The organism is Bradyrhizobium sp. JR3.5 (assembly GCF_054057015.1).
This window is the reverse complement of the sequence record NZ_JBSRYV010000001.1, coordinates 2,231,180-2,251,904: the sequence shown is the minus strand read 5'-3', so window position 1 is coordinate 2,251,904 and position 20,725 is coordinate 2,231,180. Positions and strand designations below refer to the sequence as shown.

Annotated in this window: 15 protein-coding genes, 1 tRNA gene and 3 pseudogenes; 11 read left to right on the top strand and 8 right to left on the bottom strand. The window is 63.0% G+C overall.

Annotated features, from left to right (window positions below):
- Positions 1-202 precede the first annotated feature (202 nt).
- The 6 genes and pseudogenes from ACVWW1_RS11285 to ACVWW1_RS11260 all read left to right on the top strand — a co-directional run bounded on the left by ACVWW1_RS11285 (position 203) and on the right by ACVWW1_RS11260 (position 6,057).
- Positions 203-919: an SIR2 family NAD-dependent protein deacylase gene (locus ACVWW1_RS11285; RefSeq protein WP_456656655.1), complete on the top strand. Its 717-nt coding sequence runs from the start codon at positions 203-205 to the stop codon at positions 917-919.
- A 211-nt stretch (positions 920-1,130) separates the two neighbouring features.
- A pseudogene (locus ACVWW1_RS11280) lies at positions 1,131-1,794 on the top strand (cold-shock protein).
- A gap of 122 nt (positions 1,795-1,916) precedes the next feature.
- Positions 1,917-2,396 (top strand): DUF192 domain-containing protein, encoded by a 480-nt coding sequence (locus ACVWW1_RS11275; protein ID WP_456655812.1) that lies wholly within the window; start codon positions 1,917-1,919, stop codon positions 2,394-2,396.
- A gap of 119 nt (positions 2,397-2,515) precedes the next feature.
- The gene (locus ACVWW1_RS11270) at positions 2,516-3,859 is read left to right on the top strand and encodes an IS1380 family transposase (RefSeq protein WP_456655811.1); all 1,344 of its coding nucleotides are present in this window, start codon (positions 2,516-2,518) and stop codon (positions 3,857-3,859) included.
- Positions 3,860-4,353: 494 nt separating this feature from the next.
- The gene (locus tag ACVWW1_RS11265) at positions 4,354-5,712 is read left to right on the top strand and encodes an IS1380 family transposase (protein WP_456655810.1); all 1,359 of its coding nucleotides are present in this window, start codon (positions 4,354-4,356) and stop codon (positions 5,710-5,712) included.
- A 268-nt stretch (positions 5,713-5,980) separates the two neighbouring features.
- Positions 5,981-6,057: transfer RNA gene (locus ACVWW1_RS11260), tRNA-Pro, on the top strand.
- 519 nt (positions 6,058-6,576) lie between these two features.
- Here the strand turns inward: ACVWW1_RS11260 and ACVWW1_RS11255 are convergent.
- Positions 6,577-6,759, bottom strand: a complete 183-nt coding sequence (locus ACVWW1_RS11255; protein WP_456655809.1) for a hypothetical protein — start codon at positions 6,757-6,759, stop codon at positions 6,577-6,579.
- Positions 6,760-7,173: 414 nt separating this feature from the next.
- Between ACVWW1_RS11255 and ACVWW1_RS11250 the strand changes: the two genes are divergently transcribed.
- Positions 7,174-7,950, top strand: coding sequence for a cyclase family protein (locus ACVWW1_RS11250; RefSeq protein WP_456655808.1), 777 nt, complete (start codon positions 7,174-7,176; stop codon positions 7,948-7,950).
- A gap of 338 nt (positions 7,951-8,288) precedes the next feature.
- Here the strand turns inward: ACVWW1_RS11250 and ACVWW1_RS11245 are convergent, their stop codons facing one another.
- Entirely contained in the window at positions 8,289-8,558 is a 270-nt protein-coding gene (locus ACVWW1_RS11245) for a hypothetical protein (RefSeq protein ID WP_176531178.1), read from the bottom strand.
- 366 nt (positions 8,559-8,924) lie between these two features.
- Here ACVWW1_RS11245 and ACVWW1_RS11240 point away from each other — a divergent pair.
- Positions 8,925-10,743, top strand: a pseudogene (locus tag ACVWW1_RS11240) (carbamoyltransferase family protein).
- A 40-nt stretch (positions 10,744-10,783) separates the two neighbouring features.
- On the opposite strand, the gene ACVWW1_RS11235 reads toward ACVWW1_RS11240, so the two are convergent.
- The 3 genes from ACVWW1_RS11235 to ACVWW1_RS11225 all read right to left on the bottom strand — a co-directional run bounded on the left by ACVWW1_RS11235 (position 10,784) and on the right by ACVWW1_RS11225 (position 15,166).
- Complete coding sequence (locus ACVWW1_RS11235) at positions 10,784-12,250, bottom strand: SagB family peptide dehydrogenase (RefSeq protein WP_456655807.1); 1,467 nt, start codon at positions 12,248-12,250, stop codon at positions 10,784-10,786.
- A 12-nt stretch (positions 12,251-12,262) separates the two neighbouring features.
- On the bottom strand, positions 12,263-14,515 hold the full coding sequence (locus ACVWW1_RS11230) for a TOMM precursor leader peptide-binding protein (RefSeq protein ID WP_456655806.1): 2,253 nt from the start codon (positions 14,513-14,515) through the stop codon (positions 12,263-12,265).
- Between the two features lie 186 nt (positions 14,516-14,701).
- Positions 14,702-15,166: a hypothetical protein gene (locus ACVWW1_RS11225; RefSeq protein ID WP_456655805.1), complete on the bottom strand. Its 465-nt coding sequence runs from the start codon at positions 15,164-15,166 to the stop codon at positions 14,702-14,704.
- A 207-nt stretch (positions 15,167-15,373) separates the two neighbouring features.
- Here ACVWW1_RS11225 and ACVWW1_RS11220 point away from each other — a divergent pair, with 207 nt between their 5' ends.
- The gene (locus tag ACVWW1_RS11220) at positions 15,374-16,264 is read left to right on the top strand and encodes a VOC family protein (protein ID WP_207839624.1); all 891 of its coding nucleotides are present in this window, start codon (positions 15,374-15,376) and stop codon (positions 16,262-16,264) included.
- Between the two features lie 9 nt (positions 16,265-16,273).
- Here ACVWW1_RS11220 and ACVWW1_RS11215 read toward each other — a convergent pair.
- Positions 16,274-17,440: pseudogene (locus ACVWW1_RS11215) on the bottom strand (OpgC domain-containing protein).
- Positions 17,441-17,681: 241 nt separating this feature from the next.
- Here ACVWW1_RS11215 and ACVWW1_RS11210 point away from each other — a divergent pair.
- Positions 17,682-17,987, top strand: a complete 306-nt coding sequence (locus ACVWW1_RS11210) for an ETC complex I subunit (protein ID WP_456655804.1) — start codon at positions 17,682-17,684, stop codon at positions 17,985-17,987.
- Between the two features lie 146 nt (positions 17,988-18,133).
- On the opposite strand, the gene ACVWW1_RS11205 is transcribed toward ACVWW1_RS11210, so the two are convergent.
- Positions 18,134-18,631, bottom strand: a complete 498-nt coding sequence (locus tag ACVWW1_RS11205; RefSeq protein ID WP_176531184.1) for an Lrp/AsnC family transcriptional regulator — start codon at positions 18,629-18,631, stop codon at positions 18,134-18,136.
- A gap of 2 nt (positions 18,632-18,633) precedes the next feature.
- Entirely contained in the window at positions 18,634-19,287 is a 654-nt protein-coding gene (locus ACVWW1_RS11200; protein ID WP_456655803.1) for a TetR/AcrR family transcriptional regulator, read from the bottom strand.
- A 192-nt stretch (positions 19,288-19,479) separates the two neighbouring features.
- Here ACVWW1_RS11200 and ACVWW1_RS11195 point away from each other — a divergent pair, with 192 nt between their 5' ends.
- On the top strand, positions 19,480-20,652 hold the full coding sequence (locus ACVWW1_RS11195; protein ID WP_207839630.1) for an isovaleryl-CoA dehydrogenase: 1,173 nt from the start codon (positions 19,480-19,482) through the stop codon (positions 20,650-20,652).
- The last annotated feature ends 73 nt before the right edge of the window (positions 20,653-20,725 follow it).

Here is a 20,725-nt window from a genome sequence, read left to right as displayed (position 1 = left end):
AGGCAGCGGAACAGCGACGAGGCTGACGCGCCGGCGCAGCAGGTCGCCAACGTAACCCGATCACTGCGGCCTCACCGCCGATCGCTCGCGTGATGGTTGAGCTCGCAATCGCGCCGACCATGCTATAGTCGCGGCCGGCCAACCGGATCATTCCCAGTGATTGCAAAAGGATCTACGTAGCGGCGTCGAGCGGCTCGGCAACATGATTGCCGAGGCATCGTCGATCGTGCCTTTCACCGGGGCGGGCATCTCCACCGAGTGCGGCATTCCCGACTTCCGCTCGCCTGGCGGGCTGTGGACGCGCAACCGGCCGATCCCGTTCGACGAGTTCGTGGCCAGTCAGGAGGCGCGCGACGAGTCATGGCGGCGGCGCTTGGCAATGGAACCGACATTTGCGGCCGCCAAGCCGGGGCGCGGGCATCGTGCGCTCGCGTCACTCTACCGGGCAGGCAAGGCTCCCGGCATCATCACCCAAAACATCGACAATCTGCATCAGGCGTCGGGCTTCAAGGCCGATGACGTCATCGAGCTGCACGGCAATACCACCTACGCCCGCTGCATCGGTTGCGACAAGGACTACGACCTCGCGTGGGTGAAGCTGCAGTTCGACAAGACCGGCGCCGCGCCCGACTGCGCGGAGTGCGGCGATCCGGTGAAGACTGCAACGATCTCGTTCGGGCAGTCGATGCCCGAGGATGCGATGCGTCGCGCGGCGGAACTCGCAAGGCACTGCGACCTGTTCCTGGCGATCGGCTCATCGCTGGTGGTCTGGCCCGCCGCAGGCTTTCCGATGATGGCGAAGGAGAGCGGCGCGCGGCTCGTGATCATCAACAACGAGCCGACCGATCAGGACGACATCGCCGACCTGGTGATCCGGCATGACATCGGCGACACGCTTGGTCCATTCGTAGGCAATTGACGCCTGATTGATTCGCGGCTGTGCAAGCTGTTCATAGTTCCCGCAAGAATCGTTTTTTAGCTATGCCCCGCAAGCGGGAGTGTTATCTTTTGGTTGAGAGATTCGCGCAGCGTCCAGATGATTTGTCCAAGTGAGTTGGTCATGGAGAGCAGCGTGTACAGGGTGCGCCGCAACGTCGGCGCTCTGCATTTGATGTGTGGGGTCCGGGGTCATGGGGTCGGACGGATTTGAGTCCAAGAAGCTCGGCGGGACCGCCGATAGGCGGAGTTGGGCAAAGCAGGATTGCGCAAGGCGAGTATGGCAGCGCGCCGCGCGATCCGGCGATGGATGCCTTCTCCGGTCTCGGTGACGCCGCGGCCAACCTCGTCGAAGTCTCCGGCGTCATCAAATGGTTCGACGCCTCGAAAGGCTACGGCTTCATCGTCCCCGACAATGGCTGGCCCGACATCCTGCTCCACGTGACGGTGCTGCGGCGCGACGGCCATCAGACCGCCTACGAGGGCGCGCGGCTCGTCGTCGAGTGCGTGCAGCGCGCGAAGGGCTACCAGGCCTTCCGCATCGTCTCGATGGACGAGTCGACCGCGATCCATCCGGCGCAGATGCTGCCTCCGCGAACCCATGTCACCGTGACCGCGACCAGCGGGCTCGAGCGTGCACAGGTCAAGTGGTTCAACCGGCTGCGCGGCTTCGGCTTCGTGACTTGCGGGGAGGGCACGCCCGACATCTTCGTGCACATGGAGACGCTGCGTCGCTTCGGCATGACCGAGCTGCGCCCCGGCCAGTACGTGCTGGTGCGGTTCGGGCCCGGCTCCAAGGGCATGATGGCCGCCGAGATCCACCCGGAGACCGGTCCATCGGCGCTGTCGTCGCACTGAGCCCCGAGCTGGACTCCCTGACGGAAACGTGAGCCGCCGGCGAGCCGCCAGGGCTCTGGCATTTGCCGCAATCATCGGGTTAGGGTCCGCCGGAAAATCTTCCCCGGTGTGAGTATTTGTCGATGGATTTCGATCGCATGGTTGGGCGGCTTCGCCCGTGGCTGGTGGCCTCCCTCATCATGATGTTCGGCGCGGTGCTGGCCCCGGCCGCGCAGGCTGCCAGCGTCCAGCCGCTCGAGATCGTCACCAAGTCAGGCGTGCACGTCTTCTCCGTCGAAATGGCGACCACCGAGCAGGAGAAGGAGACCGGCCTGATGTACCGGAAGGAGCTCGCGGACGGCAAAGGCATGCTGTTCGACTTCACCCCGGAGCAGGAAGTGTCGATGTGGATGAAGAACACCTACATCTCGCTCGACATGATCTTCATCCGCGCCGACGGCCGCATCCTGCGGATCGCCGAAAACACCGAGCCGATGTCGACCAAGATCATTCCGTCGCGGGGGCTCGCCAGGGGCGTTCTCGAGGTGATTGCCGGCACTGCGCAGAAATACGGCATCCAGCCCGGCGACCGGGTCGGCCACCCGCTGTTCGGCGGCCACTAGCCCGTCTTATTCATCAGCGGCTTGTTGAGAGGCTGGCGAGCGTGGCGTAAGCCGCTGAGATGGCGTAGGATTCGGTTGCTGACACCCACCCTCCGCGCATCCGGGCCGCCACACTCGCCATGACCGACGATACGAGTCTGCCGTTCTCATTTCCAGCCGTTTCCCACAAGAAGATCACAGCCTCGTTCGACGGCGGCAAGCTGACGTCGGATGGCGGCGTCATGCTTCTGGCCATGGCGGACCGGCGCCTCGGCTTGGCCGCGAAGTTGTCCTGCGTATTCCCCGAGCGGCGCGATCCGGGACGCATCGTGCACAGCCTTGCGGATATGATCCGCGCCCGCATCTTCGCCATCGCGTGTGGCTACGAGGATGGCAATGATCTCGATCGTTTACGCGGCGATCCGGCGTTCAAGCTGGCTTGCGGCCGACTGCCGGACACTGGCCGGGATCTGTGTTCGCAGCCGACCCTATCGCGCCTGGAGAATGCACCACACCTGCGCGAGGTGATCCGGCTGAGCTCTGTGCTGGTTGACCTATGGATGGACAGCTACGCGCGAGCGCCGAGCGCAATCACGCTCGACATCGACGACACGGTCGACGTGGTGCATGGCCGTCAGCAACTCTCGCTGTTCAACGCCCATTATGATGAACACTGCTTCCTGCCGATCCACGTCTACGACACCGAGCACAGCCGGCCTGTTGCGGTCATCCTGCGCCCCGGCAAGACGCCGAGCGGCCGCGAGGTGCGGGCACACCTGCGCCGCCTGGTTCGGCGCATTCGCCGGCGCTGGCCCGATACGCGTATCACCTTCCGCGGCGACAGCCATTACGCCGGCCCCGAGACGATGACTTTTTGCGAGCAAAACGGCGTCGATTACATCTTCGCGCTAGCCGGCACGAAGCCGCTCGCCAGAAAGGTCGACGAGGTCTGTGATGCATTTCGAACCGAACGTGCGATCGAGAACAAGATCGTGGTTCGCGGCTACACCGAGACCCGCCACGCGGCCGGCTCCTGGCATCGTGAGCGCCGCGTCGTCGCCCGCATCGAGGCAACCCAACAAGGGCTCGACGTCCGCTACGTCGTCACCAGCCTGGATATCGGCTCGGCTGAGTGGATCTATGACAGCCTCTATTGCGCTCGCGGACAGGCCGAGAACCTGATCAAGCTGCACAAGACCCAGCTCGCCTCCGATCGCACCAGTTGCCGCTCGGCGCTCGCCAACCAGGTCCGCCTCGTCTTCCACACCGCCGCCTATTGGCTCATCCTCGCCGTGCGCGATGCCATCCCAAAGCCGCGCGATCTGGCAACGGCCGAGTTCAACACGATCAGGCTCAGGCTTCTCAAGATCGCAGCCCGCGTCATCGAGACCGCCACCCGCGTCCGTCTCGCCTTCGCTGCGGCGTGCCCCGACGCCGACCTGTTCCGCGGCTTGGCAAACGCTCTGGTCCCGCAAGCACCCTGACGCGCGGGGCATGAGCCCCCGGTCACCCCGCTGCCGTCCTCCAACGCGTTCACGAAGTCGGGTCGAAAAGCGGCGAAAAAGCCGAAGCGTTCGCGCGCGCCTTCACCCCGACCGGAAATGTTCCAGCTGCCCCGCCCGGCAATCATGAATAAGACGGGCTAGAGCGGAATGGGATTAGGTTTGTCTGGAGCGGCAGCGGAAGTTCACCTCTCCCTTGGGAGAGGTCGGCGCGTAGCGCCGGGTGAGGGATCGCGGTCTCTCGTTAGAACTGCGGCCCCTCACCCGATTTGCTACGCAAATCGACCTCTCCCCGCCGGGGAGAGGTGAACCGCGTTCGTGGCCAAACCGATTCAATCTAACTTCATCCCGCTCTAGCCCGTCTTATTCATCAGCGGCTTGTTGAGAGGCTGGCGAGCGTGGCGTAAGCCGCTGAGATGGCGTAGGATTCGGTTGCTGACACCCACCCTCCGCGCATCCGGGCCGCCACACTCGCCATGACCGACGATACGAGTCTGCCGTTCTCATTTCCAGCCGTTTCCCACAAGAAGATCACAGCCTCGTTCGACGGCGGCAAGCTGACGTCGGATGGCGGCGTCATGCTTCTGGCCATGGCGGACCGGCGCCTCGGCTTGGCCGCGAAGTTGTCCTGCGTATTCCCCGAGCGGCGCGATCCGGGACGCATCGTGCACAGCCTTGCGGATATGATCCGCGCCCGCATCTTCGCCATCGCGTGTGGCTACGAGGATGGCAATGATCTCGATCGTTTACGCGGCGATCCGGCGTTCAAGCTGGCTTGCGGCCGACTGCCGGACACTGGCCGGGATCTGTGTTCGCAGCCGACCCTATCGCGCCTGGAGAATGCACCACACCTGCGCGAGGTGATCCGGCTGAGCTCTGTGCTGGTTGACCTATGGATGGACAGCTACGCGCGAGCGCCGAGCGCAATCACGCTCGACATCGACGACACGGTCGACGTGGTGCATGGCCGTCAGCAACTCTCGCTGTTCAACGCCCATTATGATGAACACTGCTTCCTGCCGATCCACGTCTACGACACCGAGCACAGCCGGCCTGTTGCGGTCATCCTGCGCCCCGGCAAGACGCCGAGCGGCCGCGAGGTGCGGGCACACCTGCGCCGCCTGGTTCGGCGCATTCGCCGGCGCTGGCCCGATACGCGTATCACCTTCCGCGGCGACAGCCATTACGCCGGCCCCGAGGCGATGACTTTTTGCGAGCAAAACGGCGTCGATTACATCTTCGCGCTAGCCGGCACGAAGCCGCTCGCCAGAAAGGTCGACGAGGTCTGTGATGCATTTCGAACCGAACGTGCGATCGAGAACAAGATCGTGGTTCGCGGCTACACCGAGACCCGCCACGCGGCCGGCTCCTGGCATCGTGAGCGCCGCGTCGTCGCCCGCATCGAGGCAACCCAACAAGGGCTCGACGTCCGCTACGTCGTCACCAGCCTGGATATCGGCTCGGCTGAGTGGATCTATGACAGCCTCTATTGCGCTCGCGGACAGGCCGAGAACCTGATCAAGCTGCACAAGACCCAGCTCGCCTCCGATCGCACCAGTTGCCGCTCGGCGCTCGCCAACCAGGTCCGCCTCGTCTTCCACACCGCCGCCTATTGGCTCATCCTCGCCGTGCGCGATGCCATCCCAAAGCCGCGCGATCTGGCAACGGCCGAGTTCAACACGATCAGGCTCAGGCTTCTCAAGATCGCAGCCCGCGTCATCGAGACCGCCACCCGCGTCCGTCTCGCCTTCGCTGCGGCGTGCCCCGACGCCGACCTGTTCCGCGGCTTGGGCAAACGCTCTGGTCCCGCAAGCACCCTGACGCGCGGGGCATGAGCCCCCGGTCACCCCGCTGCCGTCCTCCAACGCGTTCACGAAGTCGGGTCGAAAAGCGGCGAAAAAGCCGAAGCGTTCGCGCGCGCCTTCACCCCGACCGGAAATGTTCCAGCTGCCCCGCCCGGCAATCATGAATAAGACGGGCTAGCTCCCTGTTCCCAGGCGGTTTCTGGGCGGGTAACCGTTGCCGATGTCCAGCCGGAAGTCGCGCACCGGTGCCTTGCTGGCGCTGGCTGAAGCGTGTATCCACGGGGCCTCTCGGAAATGTCGGGGTATAGCGCAGCCTGGTAGCGCGGCAGTTTTGGGTACTGCAGGTCGTTGGTTCGAATCCAGCTGCCCCGACCATTTAAATCAAAGACTTGATAGGTTTTTCGAGACTTTTTACTTCCCGGATTTTGCGTCTGGGAAGGAAGAGGGCGGCATCTTGGACAAGTCCGTCGAACTTACCGATCCGGCCACCGAACTCGCCGAACTTGTTGAGCGGCTGCGACCGACGAAGCGAATGCCCGACTGGATTAGAAGCAATCGCTGGCGTCACGGTCGCTTCAAAACGATGCGATCTTTGTTGATCTGCTAGCGATTGTGAAATAGCGAATCGCCTTCGTCGCGAGAACCATTCCTGAATTTGCGGATCCTGATGGTCAACTAGCCGGTGAGGCTAGCGCGGCCCGCCCGACCATGGCGACAAGGTCTCGCTGATCAAGGCTTGCCAATGTGTGGGATCCGAACCAGCCCGTGGTTAGCGACAAGCACATCACGACGCTCTGCTGATCTACAAATCGCGGTCAGTTGGCATCCTGAAAGAGCAACCGCGGGACCGAAGCCCCGCGCTCCGCAACTTCAGCCGCCCGGGCGCTGACCAGATCAACGAGCCGGCGGGTTGTAGCGATCCAGGATCACGGTTCTTGAGCCACTCTCCGACGGTCGCGAGATGGCGTCGTCGAATTTGTGATAGCGGTCAAACTGCTGCTGCTCATCGCGCAGATGTGGCGCTTCGGCGGAAGGGTAAGCTCTATTTGCACCGTTCCAGTGATCAAATCCCGACACGACGTAACCCCGTCTTGTTTCAGATGCAGGTGGGTTAGCATCGTTGTGAGGGTATCTCTGTATCGCCGTGGCAACACCACCAGCAATCCGCGCGACATGAGGACACGGATTGTTTCTGTGGCTCTCTGTGCGTGAACAGGCACGGGTAACCACGCTTCGGCCGGGATGTCTTGCCTGACGCAACAACGCCGCCTGGACGGAATATGGATCGTCCAGACGGCGTCGCCGAATACTGGGCCCTGAAATCCCCAGTGCCCATGGGTCGTCCCCGCGTGAAATAGGTTCAACGTTGCGGCGCCTTGCCGCTGTTGCAACAGGGGCACGCCCTGATCTTGAGCGGATGTGGCTTGCCGACGGTGCGCGCGGACTGGCAGGTTTGCTCAGCCTGACAAGACCGATCCGCGAGGAGGCACCATGGCGCGCAGACTGATCGATATCTCCGTTCCCCTGCAGAACGACGTTCCGGCCGATCCGCCGGGCAATCACCCGACCATCCAGTATATCGACCACCAGCAAGGGCTGCCGCGCATGCTGCAGTTCTTCGATGGGCTGAAGGCTGCGGATCTGCCTGACGGGCAGGGCTGGGCCGTCGAGCAGGTCTCGCTCTCCACGCACAACGGCACGCATCTCGATGCGCCCTGGCATTTCCATCCGACCATGAACCGCGGCGAGCGCTCTTGGACCATCGACGAGGTGCCGCTGGAATGGTGCTTCCAGCCCGGCGTCAAGCTCGACTTCCGCCATCTGTTTGACGGCTACGTCGCGACCGCAGGCGATGTCGAAGCCGAGCTGAAGCGGATCGGCCATACGCTGTCGCCGCTCGAGATCGTCGTCGTCAACACCAGCGCCGGCGCGAAATATGGCCAGGCCGACTACGTCAATTCGGGCTGTGGCATGGGCTATGAGGCGACGATGTATCTGCTCGAGCGCGGTGTGCGGCTGACCGGCATCGACGGCTGGAGCTGGGACGCGCCGTTCGTCTTCACCGCGAAGAGATACGCCGAGACCAGGGACACCAGCCTGATCTGGGAAGGCCACAAGGCCGGACGCCACATCGGCTACTGCCACATCGAGAAGCTGCACAATCTCGAGCAGCTGCCGGCGACCGGGTTCATGGTGTCGTGCTTCCCGGTGAAGATCGAGCGCGCGTCGGCGGGGTGGACGAGGGCGGTCGCGATCCTCGACGATTAGGCGCCTTCGGGCTGTTCCGCCCAGTTCGGGAACCCGTGGACATGCTGTGCATTACGGCAGGTTGTTGCGGCATGGCTACAGCCAGAGGCAGCCGAATCTGCTCTTATGCACGTCGTAGATGCATTGGGTGATCGGGCCGGCGGCTCGTCCTCGCGTCCCGATTTCTGAAGCGTTCTCTCCCGTGACTAGAGCCCCGGCGTCTCCCGGGGCTCTTTCTTGGCGTGCCGCAGGTGAGCCGCGCCGCAGCAAGTGAATCAAGCCCCAAAAGAAAATCAGGTGCGCCGGAACCGACGCACCTGATTGATGTCTTCAATATCGCTTGTATCGGCCGTCGGTTGTTACCAGCGGCAAACGCGAACACCACGCGGGGTCCACCAGCAACGGGGACCGACGTAACCGCCGTAGTAGCCATAGCCGCGGCCATAACCATATCCGCGACCATAACCCCATCCGCGTCCGCGACCCCAGCCGCCGCCGCGTCCGCGCCATTGCGCCTGCGCAGACGACGTGGTGGCGCCGACCAGGATGGCAGAGGTGCTTGCGACATAGACGAACAACAAAGCGACTGCTGCGAGGCAACGAGTCAGGATATTGTAGCGTTTAGTCATTCCGAAGATCTCCAGTCACTTCCAAACATCTGAACTGATGCTGGCTGTCTCGCTTAGACGCGCGACACCGGCATCCGGTTCGAGCATGCTAAGACAATATTTTCACTAAGGTTCTTGCGAGCTTTAACGACTCTATTGAGACCAACAGGTAAGGTCAAGTTACGTTCCCGCCTGCAAAGGATGATGTGGTTGCTACACTCATCTTGTCGTTCATCCGCCGTTCATTCTGTTCATCTTGCATTGCGCCGATGTGATTTGTGCATCGCAGAAGCAGAGATTTGCGAGCCGCGGAAAATGCCGTCGAGAACTTGAAGTCGACACGATCATGTTCTCTGAGCGTTTCAGAATCCTCCCTGAAGAGTGCCCATGCCGAAACAACACACCTACGTCCTTGGTCTCAACGTCTACGACCATGACGTGAGCGCCTGCCTGCTCCGTGACGGCGCGATCGCCTATGCGATCTCCAAGGAGCGCATCACCCGCGAGAAGCACGCCTCCGGCTTCTACAAGGAAGTCATCGACTACTGCCTGTCCGCCGAGGGCATCACGCTCGACGACGTCGATCTGGTGGTGCGCAACAGCTACATCCTGCCGGTGCCCGAGATGGAGGAGCGGATGCTCCACCAGGACATGCCGGGCTTCCTGCCGATCGCCGAGCGGAACGAGGCGATCAAGCATCCGCTGTTTCGCGCGAAGTCCGACAAGGTGGTGTCGATCTCGCATCACCTCGCGCATGCCTATAGCGCGTTCGCGGTGTCGCCGTTCAGGGACGGCGTCGTGATGATCGTCGACGGCGTCGGCAACTATCAGGCCGACGCGATGGAAACCTATCCGCAGGATGGGGCATCGCCGCTCGCCCGCGAGTCCGAGAGTTACTACAGGTTCGACGATACAAAGCTCGAATGCCTGAAGAAGGTCTTTATGGAGCCGGCGCGCGGTCTCTTGTCGGACGAGTTCTACAACATGCCGGGTCTCGGCGCGCTGTACAGCCGGGTCTCGACCTATGTGTTCGGCGACTGGAACAAGTGCGGCGAGCTGATGGGGCTGGCGCCCTATGGCCGCCGCGAGCAGGTCGGCCATCTGCTTGAAATGAAGGACGGCACGCTGCACGTTGCCGTTCTGGGGCGAGGAGAACCGGCAGCCCTTCGTGCTCGACAGCGGCAGCTGGGACAAGAGCCCGACGATGCGGCACTGGGAGGACATCGCCTGGCGGGTGCAGGACGACACCGAGAACGTGCTGCTGGCGCGGGCGCGCTGGCTGCGCGAGAGTACCGGCGCCAAGAACCTCTGCATCGCCGGCGGCGTCGCGCTCAACTGCGTCGCGAACGGGCGCATCGCACGCGAGGCGGGCTTCGAAAATGTCTGGATCCAGCCCGCCGCCGGCGACGACGGCATCGCCATCGGCTGCGCCTATTACGGCTGGCTGGAGATCCTCAAGCAGCGCCGCGCCTTCGTAATGGACCATGCCTATGTCGGCCGGCGCTACAGCGACGCCGAGGTCGCGGCCGCGCTGCAGAGCTTCCTGGTCCGCATCCAGGTCGACGCGAAGCGCAGCGACAATATCTGTCGCGATACCGCGAAGCTGCTCGCCGACCAGCGCGTGATCGGCTGGTTTCAGGGCCCTTCTGAATTCGGTCCGCGCGCGCTCGGCAACCGCAGCCTGATCGCCGATCCGCGCAAGGCCGAGATGAAGGACATCCTCAACAGCCGCGTCAAGCACCGCCAGGCCTTCCGCCCGTTCGCGCCGATCGTGCTGGCCGAGCGGATGACGGAGATCTTCGAGGGCGAGGAGGACTCGCCCTACATGCTGATCGCCAAGCCGGTGCGTCCCGAATGGCGCGACAAGATCCCGGCGATCGTGCATGTCGACGGCTCGGCCCGGGTGCAGAGCGTGCGGGAGGAAACCAACCCGGTGCTCTATCGCCTGCTGAAGGAGTTCGAGGCGCTGACCGGTGTGCCGGTGCTGATCAACACCTCGTTCAACGTCAAGGGCGAGCCGATCATCGAGACGCCGCAGGATGCGGTGAGCTGCTTCCTTACCACCGGGATCGACAACCTCGTGCTGCACGACACGCTGGTGTCGAAGACCGCCATGCACAAGGTCGTCACGCCCGTGATGACGACGTTCGGCGACGTCGCCACCATCGTCTCCTCGACCACCCAGGACGGCAGCCGCGGCGGCTGATCACGGTCCTCCAGGCAAGCTTGTCGCGGCGGATCGAGGACTACCCGGCAGGGGGCGGTTCCATGCCGCGCCCCAGCCCGAACTGGCCGACCGGTCCCTCGACGTGAATGTCGAGCCCGGTCATCTTCGCGAACAGATCGATATTGGTGGTGCCGATCGCACAGCCGCCGAGGCCCAAATCCGTCGCCACCAGGTACAGCGTTTGGGTCAGGACGCCGACATCCTTCAGGATGAGCGCATAGGCGATGGCGCTGTACTTCCAAGAGATTCGGCCAAATCGCGCGGCGATCGTGATCAGGATCTGCGGTGGAGACGGCGCGTCCATGGCAAATCCCGCGCTTTGCAACATGGCCTCGAAGTGTTGTGGGCGAACGTCGATGGCCGCCAACGCATGCGCATCGGCGTCGTAGTGATAGAAACCTGGCGTCAGGCCGTCGCAATTCGCGACGGCCAGATAGAGCTCAAGCTCGTAGGCGCTGCCCGCTGCCGGATACGGCCTGCTGGTGTATTCGATATCAGGACCATCGTCGGCAAACTCCAGTTGCCCGCTCCATTTCGCCCGGACCCGCGCGACGCTGTTCAGGAACGTCGAAAGTTCAGCCAATGTGATAGGCTTGTGATCGTCGAAATCACGCGTCGAATGCCGGTCATGCAGCAATTGTTCCAGCGGCGTGGCGATGCGGTCGGATTTCGGCAGCTTGATGGTCTTACCGGGCCAGGCGGGTCGGATCGCGGGGAGCGGCGCAATCAGGCCGGTGTGCGGATAGAGGCCACCCAGCGGACTGGCCTGTCGGCCTTCCGTGCTGCGGGCATGGAACAGCAAATCGTGAAAATCCCAGAGCACGAGGCCGTCATCGCCTTCCGCCTTTCGCAGCGTATCGCGTTGTGCCGCGTCGACCTCGATCAGGATTTGGCAGTCCAGCAGCAGCGCAAGCAATGCAGGGCCCGGATAGCTATCCAGACGCCGGATGCGGCTGATCTTCTGAGGACTGGCAAGGATGGTCAGCAGAGCCGCAATCCGCGCATCATGGATCCCCAACAGTGCGCCGGCCCTCGGTGATTCCAGAATCATCTCGGTGCCGCGCCGCCGAAGATAGGCGAAGCGCGACAGCACGACTGTTGCCGCATCGTCGAGCTTTGCCGCTCGCGGCCAGTAATCAGGGGTCTGCGGCTCGATCGTGACGAGATCATTGGCGTCGCCCGGACGCGCCAGGCGATATTCCAGCAGTCCGCGGCGTGCCAATTGCCGCATCAGGCGCTCGACCTCTCGCTCGACCGCATCGCCTTCAGAGCGAGGGAGTGGCAGGCCTGCCTGCAGTTCGAGGGCGCGTTCCGCTGCGGCTGCGCTGAACGTTCCCAGAGGCTCCGAATAGCCTTCGACATGGGCCGCTATGCTCCCGTCAGGTTGCGCTTCGAGCGCTACGAGCGGGTTGAGCCGAACCAAGACGACCGGCGGCGTGGTGCGTGGCGATTTCTTTTTCTCGTACTTTTTGCTGGGCGCGCGCACGCCGGTATCACCTCAAGTGTGCGGGAGGAATGGCGTCAACTCGCTTTCCAGCGATGGCCGATCGCGCAATCCGAGCTTGACGGGCACATCATAGAGCCGCCCCGGCGCGAAGCGGCGATAGAAATGGCGCATTCCGGGAACGATGACCCGGACCACCGGTACCTCGACGTCGGGCCGCGTTTGGTCGAGGACGAGGAAGTCGAGACCCGCGCGCGCCGCGATGTCAACGCAGGCATCCACCTGTGCGCGGGTATTGTCGAGCGGCACGTCTGTCGCGGCGGCCGGCGGGATGACGGGATTGGCACTTGGAATCAGGAACGGATATTCGTCGAGCCGCAGCGGATTGACGCCATCGAGGCTCGGCTTCTCGCCGCTGCCACCACCCATCAGACCGATGGAGAGGAACTGATTCAACTCGGTCAACGACCGCAGCACCGCGATACGCGGATCGAAGTGAGCGCCCGAGCCAAACTCGATGTTTTCCTGACCGTTCTGCATCCAATGCACGATCGCGACATAGGTCGGGACGCCGAGATCGCTGGTGATATCCAGCACCCAGAGCCGCCGGCCCGTTTCCTCGAGTTGGGTCTTCAGATCGCGGACGTAGGAATCGTCGAACTGGTTCAGATCGACCGCAGCCCGTTGCGACCGGTTGTACCACCAGATCGCATAGGCGTCGCGCTCCATCAATTCGAGGAAGCCCTGCACGATGGCTTCCTCGCGGGTATTGCCGGCAGCGCAGCCGTTGGAATCAGCGGCGAAGGCCGCCGGACCCTGATAGAAGAAATACAGCAGGCTGGTCGGAATCTGCCTGAACCGCTTGTCGCGCAACGACCAGACGGGTGACCATTCGATTTTCGCGGACGGATCAAACGGCTCGGGGGCGGGCTGGGTGTGGTGTGAGTCGTGGGGATTCGGCACGGCGCTGCCGCGGTACTGCTCGTCGCTGAAGAGCAGGATGTCGTTGGGACGGATTGCGTCGCCAGGGGGGAAGTCGGCGAAGCGTTTTCGGGCCCGGATCTCATCACCCTGGAAAATCCCCGAATATCGCTCAATTGCTTCCATCAGAGCGCTGGCCTCGCCTTGCTCGGCCGTGCTGCCCTTGCCGAAACTGCCGCCGCTCAGCCCGGCGCGGAGCTGATCCACGTTCTGCGCCGGCGCGGAGAAGTTATGTTGGGCATAGAAATTGGTGTTCATCGGCAGATCGACTTCGATCCGCTCCAGCCGCGTCACCACACCGGTGAGGGGGCTGACATGCTTCTTGAACCGCGCCACTGTGGCGCGGGACGAGACGGTGCGATAGCCGCCACTGGTCATGATCAGCTTGGCGCCGGGTCCCAATTCGACCGGTTGTGGTGACCGCCGCGGGTTTTGCAGTTTCTTGTTGCCGCAGGTTGGGCATTGCGGGCGGGCTGCCACGTAGTGTTTTGCAATGGTCGAGCCCAGCAGGTCGAGACTGACGATGTGATTGCGCAGATCGGTGCGGAAGCCGCTCGCGATCGCCTTGGCGACTTCAACCGCCGCAAAGTGGATGGCGCTCTGTCCAACGGTGTGCTGTGCGAGCGCAGAAACCGCGACCCGCCGCGCCGCGCCGCGATCAAGGAAGCCCTTGACCTCGCGGTTGCGGATCATCCGGTCGTACAGGCAGGTCCAGCATGCGGTCTCGCTCGGGTTGAAGATGGGGCCGATCAGGGGAAATACCCCGGAGGGCTGCATCAGCAACCAGGCTGATCCGTCGGACACGTGCTGCAGGTTGCGTTCGGCGAGCCGCCGATCGAGATAGTCGTTCACCAACGTAACCGTAAGGCCGGGCGATGTCTTGACGACGCGGACCCCCAACTCCTGCAGGGCCTTGCTCAATTCGGCCGCGCCCCTGACGTCGATCGTCTCAAGTCGAACGCGGCAGTTGTGAAGGTTTTGCTCGGCTATCGCGTCGGGAAGGCCCAGGCTGGCCCAAAGCCCCGCCGCGGCGGTGCCGGGACCTGGCGATTTCGCGATCACATAGCGGCGGTCGAGCAGTCGCTTGATGGCTTCATTGACCTTGTCGGGCGGAAACTTTCGCCCAAGCTTGTCCCTGAGCTTGGCGACGCTGCATCCATTTGCACCGATTGCCGACGCCAGCGTGCAATAGAGCTCGCCATGGAGAAAGAACTTTCGATCTTCGGAATAGAGGCAGACAACATCCGGAGGCAGCACGTAGGCCGTGAAATTCGGTGCGAACTGCAGAACGTCGTTGTTGGCGCGCTGGGTGGATTTGCCTGGCAAAGAGTCTCGTTCCTGTGCAGCTTGTGGGTCGATCATTGAAGCGGGCGAGGCGCTGGCCTCGACACGTCCGCGTCGTTGCCCGAAGCGAGCCGCGCAACGATACAGACACAATACAAATTTGGCCGGGTCGACGTGTGTCGGACCCGGCCATGACGATCGAGGTGTGTCAACGCGATGCTGTTTCGACTAGCAGACGCGGCAGGCGCCCCACGACAGACAGCAGCCGCCACCGCAACCAGCGCAGCCACCGCAGCGGCAGGCACGGCAGCCACGGCAACCGCGACAGCCACGGCAACCTCGGCAGCCGCCGCATCCGCGCCACGCGACCTGGACGCCGGCTCCGATGTCTTCCTTGTCGAACAGGTGGAACGTCGCCAGGCTGACGTCGGCGATTTCTTCTTCGCCGAGTGTGATGGCTTGCGTCGGTCCGTACTTCTGAATCTGCGGCGCGTCGGCTGCCGGAACGGCGGATGCGGACGCTCCCCCCACCAGCGAGAAAGTCAATCCGGCTGCACCCAAAGCGGGCACAGCGGCCTTGGTCCCACGCTTGCTGGTCACACGCTTGCTCTTGGGGGCTTGCTTCACTCGCGGCATGCTCGCATCCTCCATTCTTGACGTGTTGTCGATTTCAACTCTCGTGTAGTTGTACAATTCGTCGCAGCTGCATGCAAGGCGCGCTGCGCGCACACTCTCGCGAGGCGCTAACGCGCATCAAGTAATGTCGTTCATCTTCGTTCTCGGGTTCATCTTGATGAACGCGATTATTGGGCCTGCCCTGTCGTTCAGGCGCGATCGTTGACGATGCGGGAATTTGCATGCTGCACTGCGGTTGTCCTGACGCCGAAGCGAGGGATCGGCATGGCTGATGATGGTGCGAGCTTCGCTTGGTATGAGCTGCTGACCACGGACGTGGGAGGAGCGAGTGCCTTTTACGGCAGCGTTCTCGGCTGGGTGACGAAGGATGCGTCCATACCCGGGATTTCTTACAAATTGTTCATGTCGGGCGAGCTTACCCGAAGCGGTCTGATGGAGTTGCCGGAGGAGGGTATACGCCAGGGCGCAACCCCGCGATGGATTGGTTATGTCGGTGTCGACGACATGGATCTTGCCGTTCACCGAATGCTAGAACGTGGTGGCTCCGTCTACGTGCCGCCGACCGGCACCAATATCGGCCGCATCTCGATCGTCGCCGACCCGCAGCGGGCGACGTTCGGATTGCTTAGCGGATCAAGGATCGCTCGGCCCGCGGTTGAAGGTCCCGATGCCCCTGGGCGGGTCGGCTGGCATGAACTGCTGGCTGCCGATTGGAGGAAGGCCTTTGGTTTCTACAGCGAGGTTTTTGGCTGGCGACAGGCCGACAGCGACTTCGCCGGCGCCGAGTCCTATCAAGTGTTCTCTGCTGGCGGGCAGACCATCGGTGGAATCTTCAACAAGCGTCCGCTCGAACCGATCGCGTTCTGGCTTTACTATTTCAACGTCGACGACGTCGACGCAGCCATCGTGCGAGTCAGGGCCGGTGGCGGACGGGTCTATGAGGGGCCGCTGGAACTGCCGAACGGCAGTTGGATCGTCCGCTGCCTTGATCCGCAGGGCGCCACGTTTGCCCTCGAGGGAGCGCGCAGCTCCGATAGCATCGCGAAGGCGCCGGCGGCCGAGTATCGCTGGACCACCACCTGGGATGGGTTCACTTCACAGGGCAGGTGGCGAAGCGGTCAGCCGGGTGGCAAAGGGCGGCGGCCGGGCAAATGACGCGCTCTGTTACCCAGCCTTTGCCGGTGCCGCAGGCTTCTGCGCCGGCGGCTTGATCGGCTTGTCCTGCCGCTTCGACCACGAGATGTAATAGGCCACGATCGTCATGATCGCGATGCCGGAGATGCTGACGAAGATCTGCGCGAACAGCGAGCCCGAGCTCATCGAGAGCTCGAAATGTCCGACAAAGGACAGGAACACGCCGACGCAGAACACCGCGAGCGACTGCTGGCCGCAGACGATCAGGGGATCGAACACCTTCCACTCCAGCGCCGACCAATCCTTCGGGACGAAGCGGATCACCAGCACCGTGATCACCACGAAGTGCAGGAAGCGATAGGGCGCTAGGTTGGTCTTGTCGTTCGGGTTGAACGTGGAATAGAGCCATTCCCCGGGAACATCGCGCCGAAGTCCGGGAAGCGGCCGGCCATCGTCATGATCAGGGCGAAGATCATATAGGCGATGCAGAACCACAGCGTGTAGCGCGAATTGATGATGTGCATGTTCGCGCGTGCGCCGCCCATCGCGCACCACGAGCCGAACACGAACAGCACCTGCCAGGCGAACGGATTGAAGTACCAGGTCCCGGCCGGGTAGGCGGGTAGGTTCCAGCCCATGTACCGCGACACCAGCCACAGCGCAAGCGAGGCCAGCATGGTCCAGTTCGGCTGCCGCAGCATGAACCACAGCACCGGCGGGAACAGGCCCATCAGCACGATGTAGAGCGGCAGCACGTCGAGATTGACCGGCTTGAACTTCAGGAATAGGCCCTGACGCAGCGTCTCGGTGGCGTTGTCGACGAGGCCCGCGACATTGAACTCGTTGATGATCTCGGAATCGCCGAAGCGCAGCGCCAGATAGCTGATCGAGGCGATGTAGATCACGAAAAGGATTGATGTGGGCGACATAGAGCTGCCAGACCCGCTTGGTCAGCCTTGTGGCGCCGACGATGAAGCCGCGCTCGAGCATCATGCGGGCATAGACGAAGGATGCGGTGTAGCCGGAGATGAAGACGAACAGGTCCGCGGCATCGCTGAAGCCGTAATTCCGGGTCGTGATCCAGTTCACGATATTGTCGGGGATGTGATCGAGATAGATCGCCCAGTTCGCGATCCCCCGGAACAGGTCGAGCCGGAGGTCACGTCCTTTGTCGGGCAGGTGAGCGTGGATTTCCATGGGGCGCCGCTTCCTCGAGATGATGCTGTCGAGAAGGCCGCGCCGCGGGCCCAGGGGGCTCCAAACCGAAGCCCCCGAGGCCAGATTGTCACAGCGCGGTAGAATGACTATACCGGTCCGGCGAAGGCTCCCTCCGAGATCGAGGAATCACCGATTAGATCGTTGAACGGTGTCTCTATACTATCCCGGCGGTTTCCTTCAAATCGCTTCCATATCGCACATCCCACGGGGCCGACCATCCATGACCGCACGCATTTTTAAGCCCGCCAAAAACGCGATGCAATCGGGACGTGCCAAGACCAAAGAGTGGCAACTCGACTACGAGCCGGAGCAGCCGCGCACCGTGGAGCCCTTGATGGGCTGGACCTCGTCCACCGATATGAAGCAGCAGCTCACGCTGCAATTCGAGACCAAGGAGGAGGCGGTCGCCTATTGCGAGCGCAAGGGCATCGCCTACCAGGTGATCGAGCCGAAGAATTCCGCTCACCGCCAGATCGCCTATGCCGACAATTTCGCGTTCCGCCGCTGGGAGCCGTGGACGCACTAGCTAGGCCATACCGCTTCAAAACGAGTTCAATTCCGTCATGGCCGGGCTTGTCCCGGCCATAAACGTCTTTGCTGCCTGAATGAAGAAACGACGTGGATGCCTTGCACGAGGCCGGGCATGACGAGTCTGGCGGAAGGGGCTCCGGGTCAGCCCGCGGGGCTTGGCGCGGCGAGGGCACCCGGGATTGGCAGCGGCGCATCCTTGGAGACGCCGAGCACCGGAAAACTTCGAATTTTGCGCACGTTGGGCAGACCCGCGAACTGCAGCAGCTGCTGACGCATGTCGTCGACGCTTGGCGCGACGCATCTCAGCATGAAATCGGCATCGCCCGAGATCCGCCAGCATTGCAGGAAGCGCGGCACGGCGGCGACCGCGGCCTCGAACGCCTCGATCGCAACCAGGTTCTGGCTGTCGAGCTGGATCAGGACGAAGGTCGTCACCTCATAGCCCAATAGCCGTTCGTCCAGCGTGGCGCGGATCGCCTGCACCACACCGCGGCTGCGCAAGGCGCGGACCCGGCGCAGGCAGGGCGGGGCGGTGATGCCGACGCGTTCGGCGAGCTCGTTGATCCTGATCCGGCCATCCCGCTGCAATTCGGACAGGATCCGCAAATCGATGTCATCGAGCTGCGGGCGCTCTGTCACAGTCACGAGCCCGCTACCGCAGTCCGCGGGCTCTTGCTGCCGCTGCCGACCCGACCGAGCGCGGCCTGCGGTGCGACGCCCGACAGCACCAGCTTCTCATGCGCCGCGATGATGGCGTCGCGGGTCAGCCGGCCGCCGGGGCGGTACCAGGTGCAAAGACCCGTCAGCAGCGCGATGATGGCGAAGGTCGCGATCTGGATATCGCCAACTTCGAACACGCCGTCCGAGACCCCCTCGGTGAGAATCTGCGCCAGCCGCTGCTCATAGGCACCGCGCAACGCTACCACGACGTCGTAGTTCTTGGCATCGAGGCTGCGCAGCTCGGAATTGGCGATGAAGACCTCGCGCTTGCGGGTCATGTGATAGCTGACGTGGAAGGCGACGAAGGCGCGCAGCTGCTCGACCGGATCGGCCTTGCCCTCCAGCGCAAGATCGAGCTCGCGGAGCAAATCGTTGATATGCTCCTGCACCAGATCGAACAGCAGGTCCTGCTTGGTTGAGATATGGTTGTAGAGTGAGCCGGCCTGGATGCCGACCTCGGCGGCGAGCTGACGCAGGCTCATCGCCTCGTAGCCACGCTCGAAGATCAGGCGCACGCCGGCCTTGCGGATCGCCTCCAGCGTCGTGGGGCCATGTGAGCCGATCGTGCGTGCCATCGGGGCCTCGGAGGGATATTGGCTTGTCAGGGAGTACCGGAAACAAGCAAACGACCGTATGTATATCGCATGAAATCCCAGTAAATTCAACGAACTGCGGATTTCACATGCAAACCATAGCACAGTCGCTTGCGAAGCCAAGAAAAAAACGTATGATCGTTTAATTGCAAGATGAATCTCATGGGAGGGATCATGGCCTCGAACCGGGCGGCAATCTTCAATTTCGACCTTGGCGAGACCGCGGATGCGATCCGCGAGACGGTGCATGATTTCTCGACCAACGAGATCGCGCCGCGCGCCGCCGAGATCGATCGCTCCAACACCTTTCCGCGCGACCTCTGGCCGAAAATCGGCGCGCTCGGCCTGCACGGCATCACGGTCGAGGAGGAGTACGGCGGATCGGGCCTCGGCTATCTCGAGCACTGCATCGCGGTCGAGGAGATCTCGCGCGCGTCGGCTTCGATCGGGCTGGCTTACGGGGCGCATTCCAACCTCTGCGTCAACCAGATCCGCCGCAACGGCAACGAGGCGCAGAAGCGCAAATATCTGCCCAAGCTGATCTCCGGCGAGCATGTCGGATCGCTGGCGATGTCGGAGCCCTCCGCCGGTTCCGACGTGGTCTCGATGAAGACCCGCGCCGAGAAGAAGGGCGACCGCTTCGTGCTCAACGGCAACAAGATGTGGATCACCAACGGTCCCCACGCCGAGACGCTGGTGGTCTATGCCAGGACCGATGCCAACGCCGGCCCGCGCGGCATCACCGCCTTCATCATCGAAAAGGGCATGAAGGGATTTTCCACCGCGCAGAAGCTCGACAAGCTCGGCATGCGCGGCTCCGACACCTGCGAGCTGGTGTTCGAGGATTGCGAGGTGCCGGAGGAGAACGTGCTCTCCGAGGTCGGCCGCGGCGTCAACGTCTTGATGTCCGGTCTCGACTATGAGCGCGCGGTGCTGGCGGCGGGACCGATCGGCATCATGCAGGCCTGCATGGACGTTGTGCTGCCCTACGTCCACGAGCGCAAGCAGTTCGGCGAGCCGATCGGCTCGTTCCAGCTGGTGCAGGGCAAGATCGCCGACATGTACACCACGATGAACGCCTCACGCGCCTATGTTTACGCGGTGGCGAAGGCCTGCGACCGCGGCGAGACCACGCGCGAGGACGCCGCCGGCGCCATCCTCTATGCCGCCGAGAAGGCCACCCAATGCGCGCTGGATGCGATCCAGCTCTTGGGCGGCAACGGCTACATCAACGACTATCCGACCGGCCGGCTGCTGCGCGATGCCAAGCTCTACGAGATCGGCGCCGGCACCAGCGAGATCCGCCGCATGCTGATCGGCCGCGAGCTGTTCGCCAAGACGGCCTGAGCTGCGCACCGGCCGTCGTGCCTGCGGCGCGGCGGCTCGCTTTCCAAAAAATCCTGTCGGCCACTCCAACGAA